This window comes from Mycobacterium sp. SMC-15 (genome assembly GCF_045310925.1).
Lineage (GTDB): Bacteria > Actinomycetota > Actinomycetes > Mycobacteriales > Mycobacteriaceae > Mycobacterium.
In genome coordinates this window covers 427,905-451,577 of sequence record NZ_JBJIAJ010000001.1, presented here as the reverse complement: position 1 = coordinate 451,577, position 23,673 = coordinate 427,905, and the positions used below count along the sequence as shown (strand labels likewise).

25 protein-coding genes and 1 tRNA gene are annotated in these 23,673 nt (G+C 68.0%); 14 read left to right on the top strand and 12 right to left on the bottom strand.

Annotation, left to right across the window (positions count from 1 at the left end; translation table 11 throughout):
- The first annotated feature begins 2 nt into the window (after positions 1–2).
- From ACJH71_RS02175 to ACJH71_RS02160, 4 genes are all read left to right on the top strand, one after another.
- The gene (locus tag ACJH71_RS02175) at positions 3–833 is read left to right on the top strand and encodes an alpha/beta fold hydrolase (RefSeq protein ID WP_406756380.1); all 831 of its coding nucleotides are present in this window, start codon (positions 3–5) and stop codon (positions 831–833) included.
- Between the two features lie 10 nt (positions 834–843).
- Complete coding sequence (menD, locus tag ACJH71_RS02170; RefSeq protein WP_406756379.1) at positions 844–2,499, top strand: 2-succinyl-5-enolpyruvyl-6-hydroxy-3-cyclohexene-1-carboxylic-acid synthase; 1,656 nt, start codon at positions 844–846, stop codon at positions 2,497–2,499.
- Entirely contained in the window at positions 2,496–3,026 is a 531-nt protein-coding gene (locus ACJH71_RS02165; RefSeq protein WP_406756378.1) for a DUF3592 domain-containing protein, read from the top strand. Before menD ends, ACJH71_RS02165 begins: the two co-directional genes overlap by 4 nt.
- A 152-nt stretch (positions 3,027–3,178) precedes the next feature.
- Positions 3,179–3,376: an excalibur calcium-binding domain-containing protein gene (locus ACJH71_RS02160; protein ID WP_406756377.1), complete on the top strand. Its 198-nt coding sequence runs from the start codon at positions 3,179–3,181 to the stop codon at positions 3,374–3,376.
- Positions 3,377–3,400: 24 nt separating this feature from the next.
- Here the strand turns inward: ACJH71_RS02160 and ACJH71_RS02155 are convergent, their stop codons facing one another.
- Positions 3,401–4,108 carry a DsbA family protein gene (locus tag ACJH71_RS02155; protein WP_406756376.1) on the bottom strand — a complete coding sequence of 236 codons (708 nt, stop codon included), beginning with the start codon at positions 4,106–4,108 and terminating at the stop codon, positions 3,401–3,403.
- 37 nt (positions 4,109–4,145) lie between these two features.
- Between ACJH71_RS02155 and ACJH71_RS02150 the strand changes: the two genes are divergently transcribed.
- Positions 4,146–4,835, top strand: coding sequence for a demethylmenaquinone methyltransferase (locus ACJH71_RS02150; protein ID WP_406756375.1), 690 nt, complete (start codon positions 4,146–4,148; stop codon positions 4,833–4,835).
- A gap of 36 nt (positions 4,836–4,871) precedes the next feature.
- Here ACJH71_RS02150 and ACJH71_RS02145 read toward each other — a convergent pair whose 3' ends face one another.
- From ACJH71_RS02145 to menJ, 3 genes are all read right to left on the bottom strand, one after another.
- Complete coding sequence (locus ACJH71_RS02145) at positions 4,872–5,315, bottom strand: nitroreductase family deazaflavin-dependent oxidoreductase (protein ID WP_406756374.1); 444 nt, start codon at positions 5,313–5,315, stop codon at positions 4,872–4,874.
- Positions 5,316–5,329: 14 nt separating this feature from the next.
- Positions 5,330–6,004 carry a class I SAM-dependent methyltransferase gene (locus ACJH71_RS02140; RefSeq protein ID WP_406756373.1) on the bottom strand — a complete coding sequence of 225 codons (675 nt, stop codon included), beginning with the start codon at positions 6,002–6,004 and terminating at the stop codon, positions 5,330–5,332.
- Positions 6,005–6,094: 90 nt separating this feature from the next.
- On the bottom strand, positions 6,095–7,327 hold the full coding sequence (gene menJ, locus ACJH71_RS02135) for a menaquinone reductase (protein ID WP_406756372.1): 1,233 nt from the start codon (positions 7,325–7,327) through the stop codon (positions 6,095–6,097).
- Positions 7,328–7,348: 21 nt separating this feature from the next.
- On the opposite strand from menJ, the gene grcC1 reads away from it, so the two are divergent.
- Together grcC1 and htpX are read left to right on the top strand one after the other, a co-directional pair.
- A complete protein-coding gene (gene grcC1, locus ACJH71_RS02130; RefSeq protein ID WP_406756371.1) occupies positions 7,349–8,365 on the top strand; it encodes a nonaprenyl/(2E,6E)-farnesyl/geranylgeranyl diphosphat synthase in 1,017 nt (338 codons plus the stop codon).
- Between the two features lie 73 nt (positions 8,366–8,438).
- Positions 8,439–9,287, top strand: a complete 849-nt coding sequence (htpX, locus tag ACJH71_RS02125) for a zinc metalloprotease HtpX (RefSeq protein ID WP_406756370.1) — start codon at positions 8,439–8,441, stop codon at positions 9,285–9,287.
- Between the two features lie 145 nt (positions 9,288–9,432).
- On the opposite strand, the gene ACJH71_RS02120 is transcribed toward htpX, so the two are convergent.
- The 3 genes from ACJH71_RS02120 to ACJH71_RS02110 form a co-directional block, all read right to left on the bottom strand.
- On the bottom strand, positions 9,433–10,959 hold the full coding sequence (locus ACJH71_RS02120; RefSeq protein WP_406756369.1) for a SulP family inorganic anion transporter: 1,527 nt from the start codon (positions 10,957–10,959) through the stop codon (positions 9,433–9,435).
- Between the two features lie 140 nt (positions 10,960–11,099).
- Entirely contained in the window at positions 11,100–12,125 is a 1,026-nt protein-coding gene (locus ACJH71_RS02115; RefSeq protein WP_406756368.1) for an NAD(P)H-dependent glycerol-3-phosphate dehydrogenase, read from the bottom strand.
- A gap of 56 nt (positions 12,126–12,181) precedes the next feature.
- Positions 12,182–12,946: an SDR family NAD(P)-dependent oxidoreductase gene (locus tag ACJH71_RS02110; RefSeq protein ID WP_406756367.1), complete on the bottom strand. Its 765-nt coding sequence runs from the start codon at positions 12,944–12,946 to the stop codon at positions 12,182–12,184.
- Between the two features lie 25 nt (positions 12,947–12,971).
- Between ACJH71_RS02110 and ACJH71_RS02105 the strand changes: the two genes are divergently transcribed.
- Positions 12,972–13,577, top strand: coding sequence for a TetR/AcrR family transcriptional regulator (locus ACJH71_RS02105; protein WP_406756366.1), 606 nt, complete (start codon positions 12,972–12,974; stop codon positions 13,575–13,577).
- 1 nt (position 13,578) lies between these two features.
- On the opposite strand, the gene ACJH71_RS02100 is transcribed toward ACJH71_RS02105, so the two are convergent.
- Both ACJH71_RS02100 and ACJH71_RS02095 read right to left on the bottom strand, forming a co-directional pair.
- Complete coding sequence (locus tag ACJH71_RS02100; RefSeq protein ID WP_406756365.1) at positions 13,579–15,054, bottom strand: flavin-containing monooxygenase; 1,476 nt, start codon at positions 15,052–15,054, stop codon at positions 13,579–13,581.
- Between the two features lie 46 nt (positions 15,055–15,100).
- Positions 15,101–15,592: a YajQ family cyclic di-GMP-binding protein gene (locus ACJH71_RS02095; protein WP_406756364.1), complete on the bottom strand. Its 492-nt coding sequence runs from the start codon at positions 15,590–15,592 to the stop codon at positions 15,101–15,103.
- Positions 15,593–15,671: 79 nt separating this feature from the next.
- Between ACJH71_RS02095 and ACJH71_RS02090 the strand changes: the two genes are divergently transcribed.
- A tRNA-Tyr gene (locus tag ACJH71_RS02090) sits at positions 15,672–15,754 on the top strand.
- Positions 15,755–15,828: 74 nt separating this feature from the next.
- Here the strand turns inward: ACJH71_RS02090 and ACJH71_RS02085 are convergent.
- Entirely contained in the window at positions 15,829–16,824 is a 996-nt protein-coding gene (locus ACJH71_RS02085) for an isopenicillin N synthase family dioxygenase (RefSeq protein ID WP_406756363.1), read from the bottom strand.
- A gap of 40 nt (positions 16,825–16,864) precedes the next feature.
- The gene (locus ACJH71_RS02080) at positions 16,865–17,296 is read right to left on the bottom strand and encodes a pyridoxamine 5'-phosphate oxidase family protein (RefSeq protein ID WP_406756362.1); all 432 of its coding nucleotides are present in this window, start codon (positions 17,294–17,296) and stop codon (positions 16,865–16,867) included.
- A 74-nt stretch (positions 17,297–17,370) separates the two neighbouring features.
- On the opposite strand from ACJH71_RS02080, the gene ACJH71_RS02075 reads away from it, so the two are divergent.
- The 5 genes from ACJH71_RS02075 to ACJH71_RS02055 all read left to right on the top strand — a co-directional run bounded on the left by ACJH71_RS02075 (position 17,371) and on the right by ACJH71_RS02055 (position 22,501).
- Positions 17,371–18,969 (top strand): amidohydrolase, encoded by a 1,599-nt coding sequence (locus tag ACJH71_RS02075; RefSeq protein ID WP_406756574.1) that lies wholly within the window; start codon positions 17,371–17,373, stop codon positions 18,967–18,969.
- An 87-nt stretch (positions 18,970–19,056) separates the two neighbouring features.
- Positions 19,057–19,842, top strand: coding sequence for a methyltransferase domain-containing protein (locus ACJH71_RS02070; protein WP_406756361.1), 786 nt, complete (start codon positions 19,057–19,059; stop codon positions 19,840–19,842).
- A 21-nt stretch (positions 19,843–19,863) separates the two neighbouring features.
- A complete protein-coding gene (locus ACJH71_RS02065) occupies positions 19,864–20,340 on the top strand; it encodes a DUF309 domain-containing protein (protein ID WP_406756360.1) in 477 nt (158 codons plus the stop codon).
- A complete protein-coding gene (gene galT, locus ACJH71_RS02060) occupies positions 20,337–21,425 on the top strand; it encodes a galactose-1-phosphate uridylyltransferase (RefSeq protein ID WP_406756359.1) in 1,089 nt (362 codons plus the stop codon). The genes ACJH71_RS02065 and galT overlap by 4 nt, the downstream gene beginning before the upstream one ends.
- A complete protein-coding gene (locus tag ACJH71_RS02055) occupies positions 21,422–22,501 on the top strand; it encodes a galactokinase (protein WP_406756358.1) in 1,080 nt (359 codons plus the stop codon). Before galT ends, ACJH71_RS02055 begins: the two co-directional genes overlap by 4 nt.
- Positions 22,502–22,503: 2 nt before the next feature.
- Here the strand turns inward: ACJH71_RS02055 and ACJH71_RS02050 are convergent, their stop codons facing one another.
- The gene (locus tag ACJH71_RS02050; protein ID WP_406756357.1) at positions 22,504–23,673 is read right to left on the bottom strand and encodes an FAD-binding domain; all 1,170 of its coding nucleotides are present in this window, start codon (positions 23,671–23,673) and stop codon (positions 22,504–22,506) included.

Here is a 23,673-nt window from a genome sequence, read left to right as displayed (position 1 = left end):
TGGTGACCAACCTCGCTTACGACGACCGTAATCAGGATGGGGAGCCGGTTCTGTTCATCGCCGGGCGGGGCGGCGCCGGCCGCGGCTGGCACTTGCATCAGGTGCGCGATTTCCAGCTCGCCCGGTATCGCCCGATCACCTTCGACAACCGCGGCATCGGTGCCACCGAGAACGCCTCGGGGTTCACCACCGAAACCATGGTCGCCGACACCGCGCAGCTCATCGAATCGCTGAACTGTGGACCGGTCCGCATCGTCGCGGTGTCGATGGGCTCCTTCATCGCTCAGGAATTGATGCTTGCCCGGCCCGAATTGGTGACATCGGCCGTCCTGATGGCTACGCGCGGCCGCCACGACCGCGCTCGTGAATTCTTCTACCAGGCCGAGGCGAAGCTCGCCGAATCCGGTGCCGAACTCCCTACCGAATACGAAGCCAAAGTTCGCCTGCTGGAGAGCTTTTCACCGAAAACGCTCAGCGACGACGCGGCGATCAAGGACTGGATCGCGATGTTCACCATGTGGCCGGTCAAAAACACCCCGGGGCTGCGCTGCCAGCTGGACGTGGCGCCGTTGACCAACCGGCTGCCCGCCTACGCCAACATCACCCAACCGGTGCTGGTGATCGGATTCGGCGACGACGTCGTCACTCCGGCGCACCTGAGCCGCGAGGTCGCCGATGCGATCCCGGGCGCGCGCTACCTGGAGATCCCCGATGCCGGGCACCTCGGTTTCATCGAGAAGCCGGACCAGGTCAACAAGGCTGCCCTGGAGTTCCTCGCCGAGGTCGACGGCAAGCCGTTCCGGTGGGCGCCGGTGCCCCCGGCGCACGACTAACCTGATACCAATGACCAACCCCTCGACGGCACAGGCCCGCATCGTCGTCGACGAGCTGATCCGCGGTGGTGTCCGCGACGTGGTCTTGTGTCCGGGGTCGCGCAATGCGCCGCTGGCGTTCGCGCTGCACGACGCCGACCGGGCGGGCCGGCTGCGGCTGCATGTGCGCATCGACGAACGCACCGCCGGGTATCTGGCGATCGGGCTGGCGGTGGGCGCGGGTGCGCCGGTGTGTGTGGCGATGACCTCGGGTACCGCGGTCGCCAATCTGGGGCCGGCGGTGGTCGAGGCCAACTATGCGCGGGTGCCGCTGATCGTGCTGAGCGCCAACCGCCCCTACGAGCTGCTGGGCACCGGCGCCAACCAGACCATGGAGCAACTGGGCTACTTCGGCACCCAGGTGCGTGCCGCCATCAGCCTGGGGTTGGCCGAGGACGCCCCCGAGCGGATGGACGCCCTCAATGCCACCTGGCGTTCGGCGGTGTGCCGAGTCTTGGTCGCCGCCACCGGATCCCGGACCGCGAACGCGGGTCCGGTGCAGTTCGACATCCCGCTGCGCGAACCGCTGGTGCCCGATGCCGATTCGGATCGGCCGCTGGAGCAGCTGGGCCGACCGCACGGGCGTCCCTGGACTCTCACCCCACCGGTCAGCTTCGACCAGCCCCTCGACATCGACCTGTCCCCGGACACCGTGGTGATCGCCGGGCACGGTGCGGGGCTGCACCCCAACCTGGCGGCGCTGCCCACCGTCGCCGAGCCCACCGCCCCGATGCCGGAGAATCCGTTGCACCCGCTGGCGCTGCCGCTGCTGCGCCCGCAGCAGGTGATCATGGCCGGCCGGCCTACCCTGCACCGTCCGGTGTCGACCCTGCTGGCCGATCCGACGGTGCCGGTGTACGCGCTGACCACCGGGCCACGCTGGCCGGACGTGTCGGGTAACTCGCAGGCCACCGGCACCCGGGCCGTCACCTCCGGGGAGCCGGATCCGGCCTGGCTACGCCGCTGCGCGGAGCTGAACGCCCAGGCCAATGCCGCGGTGCGCGCGCAACTGGCGGCCCATCCGCTCACCACCGGCCTGCACGTGGCGGCGGCCGTGGCCGACGCGCTGCGCCCCGGGGATCAGTTGGTGCTGGGCGCGTCGAACCCGGTGCGCGACGCCGCCCTGGTCGGGCTGGGCAACGCCAAGGGTGCCCGAGGCGTCGCCGTGCGATCCAACCGTGGGGTCGCCGGCATCGATGGCACGGTGTCCACCGCGATCGGTGCCGCCCTGGCACACGAGCGGCAGAACCCCGACGCGCGCACCATCGCCCTGATCGGGGACCTGACCTTCGTCCACGACAGCTCCGGGCTGCTGATCGGGCCCACCGAGCCGAGGCCGCAGCAGCTGACGATCGTGGTCTCCAATGACAACGGCGGCGGAATCTTCGAGCTGCTGGAGCAAGGAGACCCCCGGTTCGCCGATGTCTCGTCGCGAATCTTCGGCACCCCGCACGACGTCGACATCGCCGCGTTGTGCCACGCCTATCACGTCGATTTCCAGCAGGTCGAGACCGAGGACCTGCTCGCCGTGCTCGCTGAACCCGCCGGCGGCGTGCGGGTGCTCGAAGTCAAAGCCGACCGCTCATCGCTGCGGACGCTGCACGCCGCGATCAAGGCCGCGTTGTGAGACTGCCCGATTACCGGTCCAATCGGGCCTATCGAACGTTGAAGCCGCTGTTGCGCACATTGATTCGCGGTAATGGCGCCTTGCCCCGCGACACCTGGGCCGCGCGTGTACTGCGGTGGGCGCGTACCGGCGTGGTGATCCTGGTGTCGTTGGTGACATTACAGTCGCTGTTGCTGGTGGCCGGTGCGTGGCGCAACGACATCACCATCGAGCGCGACATGGGGGTGGCCGAGGCCGAGGTGCTCAACGCGGGATTTCGGCGCTCCACCATCGAGTTCGTCACGCCGGAGCGGATCACCTACCGCCCCGAGCTCGGCGTGCTCTATCCCTCCGAATTGGCAACCGGGATGCGGATTTACGTCGAATACGACAAGGCCGACCCGGATCTGGTGCGGGTCCAGCACCGGACCGCGGTGCTGGCGGTCATTCCGGCCGGTTCCGTCGCGGTGATCGCCTGGCTGATCGGGGTTGCGGCGCTGGCGGGATGCAATGTCGCCGAACGACGGTGGGCCAGAGCGCAGTCGTAGTGCGGCAGTCGTCGCTGGGGCCAAAAGTCCTCAAAATTTGCGCTAGTGCCTGTTTTTGCTGAAGAGCGCAGAACGACTTGTTAATCTGCTGCGGATTTCATGCTGTTCGTTTCGTAGCAAACGGCGGCCCTCGGGTGGTGAGGAGACATTCCATGATCCGTCGCACTGTGGTCCTTGCAGGCCTCGTCGCATTCGGAGTCGGTATCGCAACGGCTCCCATCGCTGCTGCAGAGCCGTACTACAAGAACTGTTCTGAGGCCCGTGCGGCGGGAGCGGCGCCCATCCGCGAGGGCGAGCCCGGATACCGCCGGGCGCTCGACCGCGATGGCGACGGAATCGCCTGCGAATAAATAGCGCTGGGGAGCGCTGACGCGCTAGCGCTCGTGCACCAGCCGCTCGAGCCAGCCCGCGTCGTCGGTGTCCACCACCGTCTTGGTGGTCAGGTCGTACACCGTCGGGGTGCCGGGGCTCTCCGGGTTCGCCGAGAGCAGTTGCACGCGGTTGAAGGCATTCATCGACGTGGCGTCCACGACCTGCTGGCCGGCAGCGATCCGGTCCACCACGTGGCCGGGCAGGCCGCTTTCGCGAGCGGTGGTCGCGATGTCCTCCACGCTGGGTGTGCCGCCCTTGCGGTACAGGCCGGTCACGAACGTTTGGTAGGCGCCGGCCGTCGTGGCCGGATCGGCCGCTGCCATCAGTGCGTTGCCGACGCGCGCGGAGGTGTCGTTTTTGCGGCGGGCATCCAGAAACGTCATCCACCGGTAGGTCACCGCGACGTCTCCGGTGGACAGGTGCCAGCCCAGCTCGTCGCCGGAGGCCGCCTCGAACTTCGCGCACTCGGAGCACTGCGGGTCGCAGAAGATCTCCAGCTGCACCGGGGCGGAGGCCGCTCCGACCAGCACGCCGAAGTGGTCGGCACTCCACGCCGTGCCGGGTTCATGCGCCGGTCCCAGCTTCGCCTCTCCTCCGTCGAGGCTCGCTGAACCGCCGGGTTCCTGCGCCGGGGGATCGGCTGCTGCCGGCCCCGCCAAAGCCCCGCCGAATACCATCAGTGCTGCCAATGTGCCCAGCCAAGACCGCATTCCAGCACCCTATCGAAAGGCGGGTACCGTCGACCGGGTGAGCCGCGCGAGCCTGGACAAAGACCCCCATGCCGTGGCGTCGATGTTCGACGGCGTTGCCCGTCGTTACGACCTGACCAACACGGTGCTGTCGCTGGGACGAGATCGGTCCTGGCGTAAGGCCACCCGGAAAGCCCTTGAGTTGCAGCCGGGGGAGAAGGTGCTCGACCTGGCCGCCGGGACCGCGGTGTCGACGGTGGAGCTGGCCCGCTCGGGTGCCTGGTGCGTGGCGGCGGACTTCTCGGTGGGGATGCTGGCCGCAGGGGCGGGTCGGCCCGTGCCCAAGGTCGCCGGGGACGCCACCAAGCTGCCCTTCGGCGACGAGGTGTTCGATGCGGTCACGATCAGCTTCGGGCTGCGTAATGTCGTCGACCACACCGCGGGCCTGCGGGAGATGGCCCGGGTGACCCGGCCCGGGGGCCGGCTGGTGGTGTGCGAGTTCTCCACCCCGACGGTGCCGGTGTTCGCCACGGCTTACAAGGAGTACCTGATGCGGGCGCTGCCCGCGGTGGCGCGCGCCGTGTCATCGAACCCGGAGGCCTACGTCTACCTCGCCGAATCGATCCGCGCCTGGCCGGATCAGGCCGCGCTGGCGGAGCAGATCGGCGCGTCGGGTTGGTCGGAGGTGAGCTGGCGCAACCTCACCGGGGGCATCGTCGCGCTGCACTCGGCCCGCAAGCCGCGCTAACCCCGCGCGCTCGGCCTAGGAAGGCCTAGGAAGGGTCTAGGAAGCCGGGTCGAACCGGAACACTGCGATTCGGCCGGCGAGCGCCTCGACCTCGTCGGGGGTGCCCTGGTCCACCAGGCCGGCCTGTTTGAGGAAGCGGGCGCCGACGGGCACCTGCACCGGAAACGCCCGCAACACCGGACGGGCCGCCTCCGCCGACAGCTCGACGATGCGCACCGGCCGTTCGTGGCGACCGTGGCGCAGGAGGCCCGCACCGGCCGCCCGGGCGTTGAGCGCCCAATCGGCCTTGGGGAACCCCGCCACCGTGTAGAGCTGGCCGTCGACGGTGAACGGCGTCATCGGGGTGCTGCGCGGCTGGCCGGACTTGCGGCCCGGCACCGTCAGCACCATCGGCGGTCCCGTGGGGATGCCCAGTTTCTGCAGGCCGATCATCAGCTTGTTGACCGGTTTGAGCCAGCGCGGCGGCTTCGGGTCAGCCATGGCTTCGCTCCCTGTCAGCCCAGATGCGCCGAGAGCAGCCAGCCCGCAGCCGACTTGCGCCCACCCGCTTCGTCGCGCAGCCCGACGCCGCCGAACCCGGGGAAGTCGTCGGGGAACACCGCGTGCAGCCGGGCCGGCTTGATCTCGTCGACCACCCAGTACTTCGAGACCACCTCACGCAATTCGTCAGCGGTCACCGCGAATGGCGGGCCCTCGGGGATGGCGGTCTTATCGAAGACCAGCACGAAGTACGACGCCCCCGGCGCGGCGGCCCGCACGATGGACTGCTGGTAGCCCTCACGGGCCTCCACCGGGATCGAGTGAAACAGCGTGCTGTCGACGATGGTGCCGAACCGGCCGTCATAGCCGGAGAAATTGCTGATGTCGGCGACCTCGAAGGAGGCGTTGGTCAGGCCGCGTTTGGCGGCCTCGGCGCGGGCCAGCTCGATAGCGGTGGGCGAGCTGTCGAGCCCCACCGTGGTGTGCCCCTGTTTAGCCAGGTGCAGCGAGATGGCGGCCTCGCCGCAGCCGACGTCAAGGACATCGCCGTGGAACTTGCCCTGCTCGATCAGTGTGGCCAGCTCGGGTTGGGGTTCCCCGATACTCCACGGTGGTTTGGCGCCCAAGCCCATTTGCTCGGATTCGCCACGGTAGGCGGCGTCGAACTGGAGATCCAATGAATCGCTCATTACCCCGGTATATCAACGCCCCTGATGCATGTCAATGTTGTTGATATATCTTTTTGCGGCGCCCCAGCAGCCGCCCCCAAGTTCCCGGCGCTAGGAGAACGGGCGGCGGCGGTCGATCAACCGAGACATCCGCCCCCCGCCGCGCCAGGCCCGCGCCACCAGATCTGCGTCATCGTCGGTGACCAGGTTGGCCATCACCCGCACCGCCACCCGCATCAGCATCGTCGAGCGCATCGCTATCGGGCCGGTGGCCGGCAGGAACCGGGGGAACGTCAGCAGCAGCGCGAGGCGTCGCGCGACCGAGAACCCGCGTGCGTAGTGGGCGGACAGCAACTCCGGCCAGGCCTGCGAGAGGTCAGCAGAATGTCCAGCGGCGCTCAGTAACTCAATGGCCAGCCGGCCGGTTTCCAGGCCGTAGTCGATGCCCTCGCCGTTGAGCGGGTTGACGCAGGCCGCGGCGTCGCCGATCAGCATCCAGTTGGGCCCGGCGACCCCCGAGACCGCGCCGCCCATCGGCAGCAGGGCGCTGGCCGGCGCACGCACCGGCCCCTCGAAGCCCCACTCCTCGCGGCGCAGGTCGGCGTAGTAGGACATCAGCGGCCGCAGCGCGACGTCGGCGGGTCGTTTGACGGTGGCCAGCGCACCGACGCCGATGTTCACCTCGCCGTTGCCCAGCGGGAAGATCCAGCCGTAGCCCGGCAGCACCTCGCCCTCGGGGGAGCGCAGCTCCAAATGCGACGTCAGCCACGGTTCGTCGCTGCGCGGCGAGGCCAGATAGCCGCGGGCGGCCACCCCGTACACCGTCTCCTGGTGCCACTGGCGGCCCAGCACGCGGCCCAGCGTGGAGCGGGCCCCGTCGGCAACGATCAGCGTCTGACAGCTGACCTCCGCGCCGTCGGCCAACACCACCGAGCGCACTCGCCCGGACGAGTCGTGATGGACCCCGACGGCCTTGACGCCCAACAACATCCGGGCCCCGGACTCCTCGGCGACCTTGCGGATGCGTTCGTCGAGTTCGGTGCGCGGCGCCGCACTGCCGGTGGACGGGAACGACGGGCCGGGCCAGTCCACTTCGATCTCGCCACCGAAGCCGGCCATCCGCAGACCACGGTGCCGGATGTGGCTGTCCAGCCACTCGCCGAGCCCCAGTAACTCCAGCTGTTCGACGGCCCGCGGGGTCAGGCCGTCACCGCAGGGCTTGTCCCGCGGGAAGACGGCCGAATCGACCACCAGCACGTCGCGGCCCGCCCGCGCGGCCCAGGCGGCTGCCGCCGACCCCGCCGGTCCCGCACCGACCACCACCACATCAGCCTGCGAACTCACAGTGACCAGTATGTTGGAGCCGTGAGGACACCGGCGAACGTGGTGGCGGGGTTGGATTTCGGCGGCTTGGGGGACCCGGGTTTCGCGGACCGAGTCCGCGACGGGGTTGCCCGCATCGAAGAGCTGATGGACACCGAGTTGCGCGGTGGTGACGGCCTGATGACCGAGGCCGTCACCCACCTGTTCGACGCCGGCGGAAAGCGGTTCCGTCCGCTGTTCACGGTGCTGTCGGCCCAGCTGGGACCCGAGCCGGACGCCTGGCAGGTGACGGTGGCCGGTGCGGTGATCGAGCTGGTGCACCTGGCCACGCTGTATCACGACGACGTGATGGATGAGGCGCAGATCCGCCGTGGGGCACCGAGTGCCAACGCGCGGTGGGGCAACAACATCGCGATCCTGGCCGGCGACTACCTGTTCGCCACCGCGTCACGGCTGGTGTCGCGGCTGGGCCCGGATGCGGTGCGGATCATCGCCGAGACCTTCGCCCAACTGGTGACCGGACAGATGCGCGAGACCCGCGGTGCGGCTGACGGCGTGGACTCGATAGAGCACTACCTCAAGGTCGTCTATGAGAAGACGGCCTGCCTGATCTCGGCGTCGGGCCGGTTCGGTGCGACGTTCTCCGGTGCCGACGACGACCAGATCGAGCGACTGGCCCGGCTGGGCGGGATCGTGGGCACCGCCTTCCAGATCTCCGACGACATCATCGACATCGATTCCGACCCCGACGAGTCTGGCAAGCTGCCCGGCACCGATCTCCGCGAGGGCGTGCACACGCTGCCGGTGCTCTACGCCCTGCAGGAGACAGGTGCCGACGCCGAGCGGTTGCGGGAGCTGCTGGCCGGCCCGGTCACCGAGGACGCGGCGGTCGAGGAGGCGCTGGGGCTACTGCGGGCGTCGGCGGGGATGGTCAAGGCCAAGCAGACCGTGGCCGACTATGCCGCGCAGGCCCGCGCGGAGCTGGCTGAGCTGCCCGACTGCGTCGGTCGCGCGGCGTTGGCCGGGTTGGTCGACTACACCGTCAACCGGCACGGCTGACCACGATTGCGGAACTCGTGCGACCGCGGCGGCGTTTAATGAGCACGATGGTCGTTCTCCAAGGAGGAAGTCGATGACCTGGCACCCGCACCACAACACGGCGAAGACGTTCTTTCTGCTGTTCGTGATGTCGGCGTTGATCGTCTTGGTGGGCCGGGCGTTCGGGCCACAGATGATGTGGGTGGCGGTGCTGTTCGCCGTGGGGATGAACGCCTACACCTACTTCAACAGCGACAAGCTGGCGCTGCGGGCGATGCGGGCCCAGCCGGTGACCGAGGTACAGGCACCGGAGATCTACCGGATTGTGCGGGAGCTGGCCACCACCGCCCACCAGCCGATGCCCCGGTTGTACGTCAGCGACACCAACGCACCCAACGCCTTCGCCACCGGCCGCAACCCGCGCCACGCCGCGGTGTGTTGCACCAGCGGAATTCTGCGGCTGCTCAACGAGCGTGAGTTGCGCGCGGTGCTGGGGCACGAGCTGTCGCACGTGTACAACCGCGACATCCTGATCTCGTGCGTGGCCGGCGCACTGGCCTCGGTGATCACCGGGTTGGCCAACATGGCGATGTTCATGGGCAACCGGCGCGACGGCAACCCGCTGGCGATGCTGCTGGTCGCCTTGGTAGGTCCGCTGGCCGCGTCGGTGGTGCGAATGGCTGTGTCGCGGTCGCGCGAGTACCAGGCCGACGAGTCCGGTGCGGTGCTCTCGGGTGACCCGCTGGCGCTGGCGTCCGCGCTGCGCAAGATTTCCGACGGTGTGGAACTCGCCCCGCTACCGCCCGAGCCGGAACTGGCCAGCCAGTCGCATCTGATGATCGCCAACCCGTTCCGCGCGGGGGAGAAGGTCGGTCAGCTGTTCGCGACCCACCCGCCGATGGCCGACCGGATTCGGCGGCTGGAGGCGATGGCCCGCGGCTAGCGCACCCGGACGCCCCACCTGCCACTTTCGCACCCGCGCTTGGGGATATGTGGCTTGTCGAATCGCGTGCAGAAGTTGGCCGACCGGCCGCCGACTGGCCTGCCCGACTGGTGATATCGGATGCGCTATCCGATTCACACTCACCTCACCCCAGCCTCGATGGTGCGCAGGTGGCGCATGCGTCGGCTGCGTCCGCTGTGGAGCGCGATTCACTGGGAACCAGCACCGTGCCACCGGTAGCGCAATGCTGCCGCAGCCAATCTTCCAGGGTCTGCTCGGCGGCGTGATCGATGTAGGTGGTCCGGATGGCGAGCGTGACATGCGAGCCGGCGGGAATCTGTGCCAGCACGTTGGTCAGCCGGGGAAGCGCCAGGAAGGTGCACGCGCCCGACACGGTCACCACCCACTCGTCGTCGCTGTGCGCGGCGGTGATCTTCATCCGGATCACCCGCCAGCCCGTCAAGGCCATCGCCAGCACCAGCCCGATCAGCACGCCGTGCAGCAGGTTCAGGAACACCACGCCGGCAACCGTCACCAGGTAGACGACGAGATCGCCGCTGCGCCAGGCCGTCTCGATGTGAATCATCTTGATCAGCTGAACGCCGACGGTAATCAGCAGGCCGGCCAATGCCGCAGTGGGAATCTTCTGCACCAAGTCCGCGAACGGCAGGGCGAACAGCAGGATCCACACGCCGTGCAGGAACGCCGACGCCCGCGACTTCGCACCGGCGGCGACGTTGGTGGCGCTGCGGACGATCACCCCGGTGATCGGCAGCCCACCCAGCAATCCCGAGGCGACGTTCGCGGTGCCTTGCCCGATCAGTTCGCGGTTGAAAGCGGTACGCGGCCCGGTATGCATCCGGTCCACCGACACCGCCGAGAGCAGGCTTTCCACGCTGGCGATCAACGCCACGGTGACCACCCCGATGAAGGCGGCAGTCCAGTTGCCGTCCGGAAGCGCGGGCAGCTGCACGGCATCCAGCAGTGATCCGTCCAGGGTGATGCGACGCACCTCGAGCGAGAAGAGCAAGGACAGCACTGTCGCTCCGGCAATCGCGACCAGCGGCCCGGGAATCCGGCCCAGCGGTCCCGGTACCGATCGCCAGGCGAGCATGGTCATGATCACCAGGATGCCCAGGATCGGCTCGGCCCCATGGGACTCGATCAGCCCCTCCGGCAGCCTGGCGAGGTTTTCCCAGGCCGAACTCGCCGAGCGGCCGCCGAGTAGGACGAGCAGCTGCTGCAGGGTGATCGTGATGCCGATTCCGGCCAGCATCGCGTGCACCACGACCGGCGAGATCGCCAGGGCGGCCCGCGCCACCCGGCTCAGTCCCAGGAGGACCTGCAGCATCCCGGCGCCGACGGTGATTGCGCACGTCACCTTCCAGCCGAAGCGCCCCACCAGATCCGCGACGATTACTGTCAGCCCGGCCGCCGGCCCGCTGACCTGCAATGGTGATCCGCCCAGGGCGCCGACGACGAGCCCGCCGACGATCGCGGCGATCAGGCCAGCCAGCACCGGTGCGCCGGAGGCAACGGCAATACCCAGCGACAGCGGCAGAGCGACCAGAAACACCACCAGGGAGGCGGGTAGGTCATGCCGGAGAACCGAGCGCGACCAGGCTCTTCGTGCGTTGGCTCGTGATTTGACGTCGGCTTGCGCGGTCAGCATCCGGTAGTTCCCCTGCCCTCATAAGATATTGCTGAGATGCAGAGAAGTTATTCATGCCTTATTGCCAGTGATGGAATGTGACATGTCCAGGAAGTAAACACATGTAACACATTCGGAGCGAACGTACAGGAATCACACAGTTAGAAGCCAGAGCCGGTCACCTCATGCCCGGGGGTCTCGGCGATCAGTCCGCGATAGGCCTGCTCCACCGTGGAGCCGTGGTTGATCACGCCGTCGACCTCGCGCGCGATCGGCATACTCAGGCCGTACTGGGCGGCGAACTTCATGATCACGCTGGCGGCCCGCACCCCCTCGGCCACCTGGTTCATCGACGCGATGATCTCGTCGATCGGCTTGCCGGAGCCCAGCTGCTCACCGACATAGCGGTTGCGGCTGCGCTGGCTGGTGCAGGTGACGATCAGGTCGCCCATCCCGGCCAGGCCCGCGAAAGTGTCGCGGGCTCCGCCCATCGCCTCGCCGAGCTTAGACATCTCGCGCACCGAACGCGCCATCACCATGGCCCGGGTGTTCTCCCCGATCCCCAGTGAGTAGCCCATTCCGACCGCGATCGCGTACACGTTCTTCAGTGCGCCGGCCATCTCGACCCCCACCACGTCGTCGGTGGTGTAAACCCGGAATCGCTTGGTGCGGAACAGTGACGCCAGTTCGCAGGCCAGGCCCGGGTCGGGCATGGCCAGCACCGCCGCCGCCGCATAACCCTCGGCGACCTCGCGGGCGATGTTCGGTCCGGCCAGGATGCCGGCGGGATGCCCGGGCAGCACCTCGTCGACGATCTGCGACATCCGCATGTTGGTGCCCTGCTCCAGGCCCTTGACCAGCGACACCACCGGCACCCAGGGGCGCAGCTCGGTGGCCAACTCTTCGAGCACTCCCCGGAAGCCGTGTGACGGTACGGCCATCACGACGACGTCGGCGCAGTGCGCGGCTTCGGCGAAATCGGTGGTGGCGCGCAGCGTGCTGCTGAGTTCGACATCGTTGCCCAGGTAGCGACTGTTGCGATGGTTGTCGTTGATGTCGGCAGCGGTCGCTTCCGATCGCACCCACTGCAGCGTCGGCGCACGGCGCGAGCAGATGGACGCCACCGTGGTACCGAACGATCCGCCTCCGAGCACGACGACATTGGGTGTACGAGTAGCAGCAGGCATGAGCGACAGCGTATTGCCGTCGCCACTGCCGCACCCACGGTTTGTGAACATGTCGCCTAAACGGCGGACCAGCCGCCGTCGATCGAGAGCGTGGTGCCGTGGATGTTGGCGGCTTCGTCACTGGCGAGGAACACCACGGCGCCGGCAACCTCTGCCACGGTGCTCATCCGCCGGGACGGAATCCGGGCCAGCACGGGCGCCACGTGCGGTTCGAACTCCGCGTTGCGCTCGGTTCGGATCGGTCCGGGGGCAACGGTATTGACGCGCACACCGGAGGGGCCGTATTCGTCGGCCCACGACTTGGTCAGCGAGTGGATGGTGGCCTTAGTCGCGCTGTACAGCGCTGAATTCGCCGAACCGATCAGCCCGCTGATCGAACCGACGTTGACGATCGCGCCGCTGCCGCGCTGCGCCATCGCGGGCGCGAGAGCGCCGGTCAGCAGGAACGGGGCGAATACGTTGATCGCGAACGCGTCGCGGATCTGTTGCTCGGGAACCTCCGCGGTGGGCGACGGCATCAGCAGCATGGCCGCGTTGTTGACCAGGATGTCGATCGGACCGCCGGCCGCGGCGGTCGCCTCGGCGGCCAGCCGGGTGACCGCGTTCCCGCCGGCGCCCAGATCGGCGCCGATGAACGTGGCCTTGCCGCCCGCTGATTCGATGCGCTGCACGATGTCGGCGCCGCGTTTGGAATCGCGTCCGCTGACGAGGACCGACGCGCCGGCCTCGGCCAATGCGGTGGCGATGCCGGCCCCCAGTCCGGCGGTAGAACCGGTGATCAATGCTGTGCGGCCTGCAAGCCGGGTAATGTTTGGACTCATGAGTCCAGATAGTTCACCTATCAAAATGGACCCGCAAGTCCAGAAATTGACCAGCAAGGGGGCGGCCACCCGGTGGCGGATCATCGAGGGCGCCGCCGCGGAGATCCGTACCAGCGGGGTGTCGGCCACCACGCTCGATGACATCCGGGCGCGCACCCAGACCTCCAAGAGTCAGCTGTTCCACTACTTTCCCGGCGGCAAGGAACAGTTGCTGCTCGCGGTGGCCGAACACGAGGCCGCGCGGGTGTTGGCCGATCAGCAGCCCTACCTGGGCGAGCTCACGTCCTGGGCGGCCTGGCAGCGCTGGCGCGACGCCGTCGTCGAGCGGTACCGACGTCAGGGGCAGCATTGCCCGTTGGCGGTACTGATGTCCGAACTCGGGCGGACCACGCCGGCGGCCCAAGCCGTTACCTCGTCGCTGATCCGGCAATGGCATGCCGAGATCGCGACCGGGATCCGCGCGATGCAGCAGGGCGGCAAGATGGCGGGGCGTATCGACGCCGATTCGGCGGCAGCCGCCCTACTGGCGGGCATCCAGGGCGGCGTCGGCATCCTGCTCGCCACCGGCGATCTCGGCTTCTTGGAGGCCGCACTGGACCGCGGCATCGCCCCGCTGCGTACCGAGACGTGACCTATCCGGCCAGCGGGATCGCCTCCCCGGCCCGTCCGAACACCATTGATTCGGTGATCTGATCGAACCGGAAGTCCAGGGCGTCGGCGAAGTAGTTCTGCCGTACATTCCAGGGCCGCTTGGTGCCCGAGCGCGGGAGCGCGTGCGGCGCGCGCAGCACGTAGCCGGCCTGAATGTCCCACGCCGACTTCTCGGCCATCGGCTCGTCGCCGAGGTGCGGGTAGGCGTGGGTGTAGCCCCGCGAGGTCATGTACTCCAGCAGTTTGGCGGTGGCCCGGGCGGTGATGTCGGCGCGCAGCGTCCAGGAGGCGTTGGTGTAGCCGACGCACCAGAACAGGTTCGGCACGTCTTCGAGCATGTGCGCCTTGTAGACGAAACGGTCGGTGGACTTGATCTCGGTGCCGTCCAAGCTGATCCGCACCCCGCCAAGTGCCTGCAGCTGCAGGCCGGTGGCCGTGACGATGATGTCGGCGTCCAGATGCGCACCGGACTGCAACGCGATCCCTGCGGCATCGAAGTGGTCGATCCGGTCGGTGACCATGTCGACCCGCCCGGCGCTGATCTCGGCGTAGAGGTCGGCGTCGGGAATCAGACACAGTCGCTGGTCCCACGGCTCATACGGCGGCTTGAAGTGGGTGTCCACCGGATAGCCCGGCGGCAGGTTCTGCACGGCCGTGCGACGCAGGATCCACTTCAACACCGGGGGAGTCTTGCGGGCCAGGAACCAGACGTAGCCCTCGAACATGGCCATCACGAATCGGATGATCGGGTGAGCCAACTTGCGGGGCAGCAGTTTTGCCACCACGTCAACGAAACGGCTGTACATGGTCGCCGAGATCAGATACGTGGGGGTGCGCTGCAGCAGGGTGACGTGGCGCGAGCGCTCGGCCAACGCCGGGACCAGTGACATCGCGGTGGCGCCGCTGCCGATCACCACGACCTTCTTGTCGGTGTAGTCCAGGTCTTCGGGCCAGTGCTGCGGATGCACCAGCGTCCCCGCGAACGTCTCGGATCCCGGGAAGTCCGGGGTGTAGCCCTCGTCGTAGTTGTAGTAGCCGGAGCCGAAGAAGACGAACCGGCCGCGGTAGGTCCGCGCGGTGCCGTTCTCGTCCGCCGTCACCGTCCAGGTGTCGGTCGCCGAGTCCCAGTTTGCCGCGGTGACGTGGTGGTTGAACCGGATGTGGTCGTCGATGCCGTACTTGTGCGCGGTGTCGGTCAGGTAGTCGCGGATCTCGTCGCCGTTGGCGACCCTTTCGCGCCGGGTCCACGGTTCATACGGCAGGCACAGCGTGAAGATGCTGCTGTCCGAGCGCACCCCGGGATAGCGGAACAGATCCCAGGTCCCGCCGATGCGCTCACGCCGTTCCAGGATGACGTAGCGGGTGCCGGGGTTGCGTTCGGCGATGCGGTAAGCCGCGCCGATACCGGAGATGCCCGCTCCGATGATGACGACGTCCACGACCTCTTCGGTAGTCACGATGCTCAGCCTAAGCACCGGGAGGCGGTCGGACCAGCGGTACCGGTTACCGGTAATTCACGAACTGCAAGGCCACGTCCAGGTCGGCACCCTTGAGCAGTGAGATCACGGCCTGCAGGTCGTCGCGCTTCTTCGACGACACCCGGATTTCTTCGCCTTGGACCTGGGACTTGACGCCCTTGGGTCCCTCGTCGCGGATCAGCTTGTTGATCTTCTTGGCGTGCTCGGCGTCGATGCCCTGCTTGAGGCTGCCGCTGACCTTGTAGGTCTTGCCCGACGGCTGCGGGTCCCCGGCGTCGAACGCCTTCATGGAGATGTCGCGGCGGATCAGTTTCTCCTTGAACACATCGACGGCGGCCTTGACCCGCTCCTCGGTGGAGCTGACCAGCTCGATGTTTTCCTCACCCTTCCAGGCGATGGTGGTGTCGGTGCCGCGGAAGTCGAACCGGGTGGCCAGCTCCTTGGCGGCCTGGTTCAAGGCGTTGTCGACCTCCTGCCGGTCGACCTTGCTGACGATGTCGAACGATGAGTCCGCCACGAGATCTGTCCTCTCCTTGAGTTGTGCTGGCCGTTTGCGTCTGAGGTACATCCTCGTTGTAGTCTGCTAGGCGCACTACGGCAGGTTGCCCGAGCGGCCAATGGGAGCGGACTGTAAATCCGTCGGCGAAAGCCTACACAGGTTCGAATCCTGTACCTGCCACACTGGTCAGGCCCCCTCAATGAGGGGGCCTGACGTTTTTCCGGGCTGGGCGCGCATGCGGCCAAGACCAGTTTTCAGTAGGCCGAACGGTGCGAGCTTGCCGGTCGAATCCCGTGGTGCAGTTCGGCGACGTCGGGGTGAGCCCGGGTGCGCGACTTCCATGCGTTCTCGCCGTAGGTGTCGAAGATGGGGTTGTCCGGGTCGGTCTCGACGCCCCGCGCCAGGACCGCCAAGTCGGCGGGCAGGGTGATACGCGGGATGGTGGCATCCAGTGCCGGGTTGAGGAAGTACGGGATAGATACCCGGTCGGTGCCCGGTTGGGGCAACAGCACCCGGTGACGCGTGGCCCGCAGGTAGCCGTCGGTCGCGACTTCGAGCAGTTCGCCGATGTTGACGATGAACGCGCCGGCCATCGGGGGAACGTCGACCCATTCGCCGGGCGAGCTTTCCACTTGAAGCCCTTCGGAATCCGGATCGACGAGCAGCAGGGTCAACACGCCGGAATCCTTGTGGGCGCCGACACCTTGGCCGGCCTCGGGGCCGCCCGGATACCGGACGACTTTGATCAGCGTCGCCGGCGAGGTGGCGAACGCCTCGTCGAACAGGTCTTCGGCGGCTCCCAGCGAGGCCGCCCAGTGCCGGAGCAGTTGCAGGCCCACCGCGGACAGGGACCGGTCCCACGCTTCGAACGCGGCGCGGAAGGAAGCGGGCCGTGCGGGCCATAGGTTCGGGCCTTGCAGATGCCAGTACCCCTCCGCTTCGGGTAGCGCGGGACGCTGCGGCCCGATATCGATCTGCTCTCGCCAGTCGACGCGCCCGTTCGTCAGCTCTCCGCCCAGACGTGAATAGCCCCGGAAATGCGGGCTTTTCAACTGGCTGATCTGGTTCTTCTCCGCCTCGGGCAGCTCGAAGAACTGCCGGGCCAGCTGGAGGACCTCGGTGCTCTGCTCCTCGGGTATGCCGTGGCCGATGAGATAGAAGAAGCCGCGGGTGTGGGTGGCCTCCCGCAAGGCCAGGCGAAACGCCGCTGCGTCGGTAGCGGCGTCAGACAGGTCCAGTACGGGCAGCATCACAGGGACCCTTCGTCATCGGGCGCCAAAAGCCAAGCGCCTACAGGTCGCCTGAGTAATCGGCGGTCAGCCAGCGGTCGGGCCGGATGGTGAACAGCACGCTGGATGCGCCGTCCATGTTGGCGGCAAATGCCCGGCCGCCTTCCTGGCCCAGGTAGCGAATCGCGATGGCCTCGCGCTGCGGCAGCGGCGCCGGCGTGACCGCATTGACCACGGTGCCTTCGACGATCACATATTGGTAGGGCAGCTCTTCGCGCTGCACCACCAGCGTCACCGCACCGGCCTGCTCGATGAGCTTGGCCTTCCGCCGGCCGGCACCGGTATTGACCAGGATGTCGCCGCCGGGGGTGTAGTCGTACCAAATCGGGACACTGGCCGGAGGCCGGCCGTCGGTGGCGGCGACGGACAGCACCGCGATGTGCTTGTCGGCGAGAAACTGTTGACGCTCGGTCTCGGTAAAAGGTTTGGGCATACCGGCTCGAACAGCGGTGGACGCTGCGCTATTCCACTTACACTCCGGCGATGCCCGCCGAGAAGGAGCCCGGAATGCCTGTAGCGGATCTCGTTGTCATCGGCACGGTGCTCACGGTCAACGACGCGCAACCGACTGCCCAGGCGCTGGCTGCCATCGACGGGCTCATCGTCGCGGTCGGCGACCGCACGGACGTGGACCCGCTCATCGGCCCCGACACCCGGGTGCTCGACATCGGCGACGGCGCCGTATTGCCCGGCTTCGTCGAGGCCCACGGGCATCCGCTGATGGAGTCGGTCGTGCTGTCCGGCCGGATGGTCGATATCCGGCCGGTGACTCTTACCGACGCCGACACCGTGGTGGCGCTGATCCACCAGGAGGTCGCCACTCGCGGCGTGGACGGGGCATACGCGGTCGGCTGGGACCAGTTGCTGCAACCGGGTCTGCCCATACCTACGTTGGCCTGGCTGGACCGCGTCGCCCCGGAGCACCCCCTGGTGATCGTGCACAACTCGGGCCACAAGGCGTATTTCAACAGTGCAGCCGCCCGGGAGGCCGGGCTGAGCCGCGACACCCCCGACCCGATCGGTGCAAAATACGGCCGCGACGCCGCCGGCGAACTGGATGGGACCGCGGAGGAGACCGCCGCGCTGATTCCGTTGCTGGGCAAGGCGATGCTGCCCGGCGACGCTCCGGCGATGCTGCGCGCCGAATGCGCACGGCTCAACCGGGCCGGCCTGACAACAATTTCGGAGATGGCGTTCTCGCCGCAGTTCCGGCCGCTTGTTGACCACCTGCGCAATGAGCTGACGGTGCGACTGCGCACCTACGAGATCTCCAACGAGGCGTTGCACACCGACGCTTCGCCGGGGGACGGCGACGACATGGCGCGCCAGGTCGGGATCAAGATCTGGGTGGACGGCTCACCGTGGATCGGCAACATCGACCTGTCGTTCCCGTACCTGGACACCGACGCCACCCGCACCATCGGCGTCGAACCCGGATCATGCGGGCACGCCAACTACACCGGCGAACAATTGACCCGCATCGTCGAGGCGTACTTCCCGCACGGCTGGCAGATGGCCTGCCATGTCCACGGCGACAACGGGGTCGACACCATTCTTGATGTCTATGAGGACGTGCTGCGGCGGCACCCGCGTCCCGATCACCGGTTGCGCCTCGAACACGTCGGCGCCATCCGCCCCGAGCAACTGCGCCGCGCCGCCGCGCTGGGCGTCACCTGCAGCCTGTTCGTCGACCACCTCCACTACTGGGGTGATGTTCTGGTCGACGGACTGTTCGGCGAGGAACACGGCTCGCGCTGGATGCCGGCGGCATCCGCCGTCGCGGCGGGTATGCGCATCTCATTGCATAACGACGCGCCCGTCACCCCCGAAGAGCCGTTGCGCAATATCAGCGTCGCCGCCACCCGGGTGGCACCCAGCGGGCGGGTGCTGGCGCCCGAAGAGCGGCTCACCGTCGAGCAGGCGATTCGGGCGCAAACCCTCGACGCGGCCTGGCAGCTGTTCGCCGAGGATGTGACCGGCTCACTTGAGGTGGGCAAGTACGCCGACCTGGTGGTGTTGTCGGCCGACCCACGCGCCGTCGCCCCGGAAGCGATCGCCGATCTCGAGGTGCGCGCTACCTTCCTGGCCGGCCGCCAGGTGGTCTGAAATCCGGGGACCGCCAGCTATTTAAAGGAAACATAGGGGTCTAAAGCCCTCTGGCGGACTAAGCCTGGTAAGGCTAACCTTCGTTGCATGAGCCTGCCGATGCCCGACCGCAAGACCGCTGATCTGCCCGGCCACTGGCTGTTCGCCCGTCTGGGCAAACGGGTGCTGCGGCCAGGCGGGCTCGGTCTGACCCACCGGATGCTGGCCGACGCGCAGCTGGCCGGGGCCGACGTCGTGGAACTCGCCCCGGGCATGGGGCGTACCGCGAAAGAGATCCTGCAGAACGGCCCCGGCACCTACACCGGTGTCGAGGCGGACGAGAACGCCGCCGGCGTGGTCCGCTCGGTGGTCGGTGAACGGGGCCGGGTCGTCACCGGCGAGGCGTCGCAGACCGGTCTGGAGGCCGACAGCGCCGACGTCGTCATCGGCGAAGCGATGCTGACCATGCAGACCAACGCGCATAAGGCCGACATCATCGGGGAGGCCTTCCGAGTGCTGCGCCCCGGCGGCCGCTACGCCATTCACGAGATGGTTCTGCAGCCCGTCGACGTGCCCGAGGCCGTCAAGGACGAGGTCCGCACGGCGCTGGCCCGCTCCATCAAGGTCAACGCCCGCCCGTTGACCGCCGCGGAATGGACCGAGTTGCTCACCGAGGCCGGCTTCACCGTGGAGAAGATCTCCTACGCACCGATGGCGCTGTTGGAGCCCCACCGGTTGATCGCCGACGAGGGCCTGTTCGGGGCGCTGCGGTTCGTGTTCAACGTGCTGCGCGATTCCGATGCGCGGGCCCGGGTGCTCAACATGCGCGCGACGTTCCGTCGCCACCGCAACAACATGGCCGCTATCGAGGTGATTGCTGCCAAGCCCGCCTGACCGGCTTGCCATGATGGACAGGTGACAACCCGCGACCGCGACGACTCGGGCCGTCCCCGCAACGCCCGCCCGCGTGATCGGCTGGGCCGGCCGCTGCCCCGCGGCAGCCAGGGCGGCGTCGAGGGTGTTCCCGACGACCTCGACCTGCCGCCGGCGCAGATGCTCGCGTACGCGCAGCTGTTGTTGGACGACGGTCTGGCGTTCAACGCCCACGAAGTGCTGGAAGCCGCCTGGAAACATCGGCCTTCCGCCGAGCGTGAACTGTGGCAGGGCTTGGCGCAGCTGGCCGTCGGCGTCACCCACGTCCAGCGGGGCAATGTCGCCGGCGCGGTCAGTCTGTTGCGCCGCGGCGCCGAACATCTGGCGACGGTGCGGCCCCCGGCCCCGTTCGGGATCGATCTCGCCGGATTGCTCGGCTTTGCCGCGCATTTGGCCGACGACCTGGCGGCCGGTGTCGAGATCGCCCCGCAGCGGCTGCACCCGCGGCTGGTCGCGTGAGCGCCCCGATTCGCTGGACGCTCGCCGACGGCCGCGACCTCCTGTTCTTCGCCCTGCCCGGCCACACCCCGGCCCCGGTGACCGATCGCCGGCCGCTGTCGCCCCGTGACCCCGAGCCGTCGCAGTTGCGCTTCGACCGCACCACCGGCCAGTGGGTGATCATCGCCGCGCAGCGCCAGGACCGCACCTACAAGCCCCCGGCCGAGGCCTGCCCGCTATGCCCGGGGCCGAGCGGTGAGACCAGCGAGGTGCCGGCGGCCGACTATGACGTCGTGGTCTTCGAGAACCGGTTCCCGAGCCTGGCCGGGGCCGGGGCCGGTGCGGTGGTCGGCCCAGCTCCGGACGGTGCCGAGTTCGTCTCCGCTCCGGGCTACGGCCGTTGCGAGGTGATCTGTTTCTCTGCCGATCACACCGGTTCGTTCGCCGACCTGCCGGCGGCGCATGCCCGGCTGGTGGTGCAGGCGTGGCGGCACCGCACCGCTGACCTGTTGGGCCGCGCGGGTGTCGAGCAGGTGTTCTGCTTCGAAAACCGCGGCGAGGAGATCGGGGTGACGCTGGCTCACCCGCACGGCCAGATCTACGGCTACCCCTACCTGACTCCACGCACCGCCGCGATGCTGGCGCAAGCGCGTGAGCATCGAGTGACGCACGGCACCAACCTGTTCGCCGATCTGCTGGCGGCCGAGCGTGCGGACGGTGCTCGGATCGTGGCGCAGACCGAACACTTCACCGCATTCGTGCCGTTCGCCGCACGCTGGCCGGTGGAGGTGCACCTGTACCCGAATCGTCGAGTGCACAACCTGACCGACTTGACCGATGACGAGCTCGAAGACTTCGGAGGCGTCTACCGAAACCTGTTGGGTCGCTTCGATCGGATCTACGACACCCCGCTGCCCTATATGGCCGCGCTGCACCAGTACCGCGGCGACGGCGCGCAGGCCGACGGCTATTTCCACGTCGAGCTGATGTCGATCAGACGCAGCGCCACCAAGCTGAAGTATCTGGCGGCCTCGGAGTCGGCGATGGACGCGTTCATCGCCGACGTCACGCCGGAGTCGGTGGCGGCTAGGCTGCGGGAGCTGTGATCACCTACTCCGCGCCGGGCCGGGTCAACCTGATCGGCGAACACACCGACTACAACGGCGGTTTCGCGCTGCCCATCGCGTTGCCGCAACGCACCAGCGTCACCTTCACCCCCGCCGAGGTCGACACCCTCACCGTGCTCAGCGATCGCGCCGACGCGCCGGTCAGCATTCCATTGAACACCACGCCCGGCCAGACCACCGGCTGGGGCGCGTACGCCGCCGGGGTGATCTGGGCGCTGCGCGACAGTGGGTTTGCGGTGCCCGGCGGCACCATGGATATCCGCAGTGACGTACCGATCGGCTCGGGCCTGTCGTCGTCGGCGGCCCTGGAATGCGCGGTGCTCGGCGCCTTGGCCTCGGCGGCCGGCCTGAATATCGATCGGATCGAGCAGGCCCGGATCGGCCAGCGCGCCGAAAACGACTATGTCGGCGCGCCAACGGGTTTGCTGGATCAGCTGTCATCGCTGTACGGGGAGGTGTCCAGCGCGCTGCTGATCGACTTCCGCGACGTCGCGGTGCACCCGGTGCCGTTCGACCCGGATGCTTCCGGGGTGACCTTGCTGCTGCTCGACTCCGGTCAGCGGCACGGCCACGTCGACGGGGAATACGCCGCCCGACGCGCCTCGTGTGAGCGGGCCGCCGCCGAGTTGGGGGTGTCATCGTTGCGTGAGGTCCAGCACCGGGGCGTGGCAGCGCTCGATGCGCTCGCCGACCCGGTCGACGCCCGGCGGGCCCGGCACGTGCTGACCGAGAACGAGCGGGTGCTGGATTTCGTTGCGGCGTGTGCGGAGTTGGACTTCGCCGCGGCCGGTACGTTGTTCACCGCGTCGCACGCGTCGATGCGCGACGACTTCGAGATCACCACCGAGCACATCGACCTGATCGCCGACAGTGCGGTGAGCGCCGGCGCGCTCGGCGCCCGGATGACGGGCGGCGGGTTCGGTGGCTGCGTGATCGCCCTGGTGCCCGCCAAACTCACGTTGAAGGTGGGTGATGCGGTGCGCGCCGCGGTCACCGACGCCGGATATGCCGAGCCGGAGGTGAGCCGGGTGTATGCGGCGGCCGGGGCCCGATAGCCTCAGATCCCGTAGTCGGGCAGGTCGAAGTCGTCGCGCACGGCGCCGGCGAACAGGTTTGCCAGCATTCGCAGGTTCATGGCCCGTAGCGCTAGGTTACGAAACCATAGGCCGAAACGTGTTCGGGTGGCGAAAAATCCGAGCAACTGTGCAGCGTTGGACTGCTTGTCTTCGATCAACGGGCGCAACCGCGCTTCGTAGGCGTCGAATGCGCGCCGATGATCGCCGTCGGCGCGGTGCAGCTCGCCGGCCAGCACGTAGGCCTCGGTGATCGCCAGGCCGGTGCCCTCTCCGCCCAGCAGCGAGATGCATCCGGCCGCGTCGCCGATCAACAGCACTCGGCCCCGCGACCAATGGTTCATCCGAACCTGGCTGACCACATCGAAGTAGAGGTCGTCGACGATCTGGCCGTCGATCGCAGCCAGTAGCTGGGAACACTCCCAGCCGGCATCGGCGAACCGATTGTGCAACTGGGTGTTCGGACCTGAAAGCTCCGGTGAGGTATCGCGGAACACGAACAGCGCCAGGGTGCGGTCTTCGCGCAGCGCGACCCGCGACACCTGGCGGTCGGGCACCGCGTACGTCACGTACTCCGATTCGTCGCGCGGCCGGTAACCCTCGACGACGGCGGCGGCCACCTTGCAGCCCAGATAGTGCTCGAAATCGTCGTCGGGCCCGAAGACCAACCGGCGCACGTTGGAGTGCAGCCCGTCCGCGCCGATCACCAGGTCGAACTCCCGCGGCCCGGCGTGGTCGAAGCTGAGGCGGACGCAGTCGTCGTCCTGGTCGATGGCGGTGATGCTGTCGCCGTAGATCATCTCGACGTGCTCGGCGATGGCGGCGTGAATGGCGGCGGCCAGGTCGCCGCGCGGCAGACTGGTGAAGTCGCCGCCGAGCAGATGCCGAAAGACGTTGGCATCCAAGGTGGCGAGGGTATGGCCGTCGGTGCCGACTGATCGGAGGGATTCGATCTGGTAGCCCTTTTCGAGGATCTGCGCCTCGATGCCCATCCGCTGGGCCACGGTGTAGCCGACGCCCCAGAAGTCGATCATGTAGCCACCGGAGCGGAAGGCCGGTGCACGTTCGATCACGGTCGGGGTATGGCCGGTGCGGTGCAGCCAGTACGCGAGCGCCGTCCCGGCTACTCCTGCACCGCTGATCGCGATCCGCAT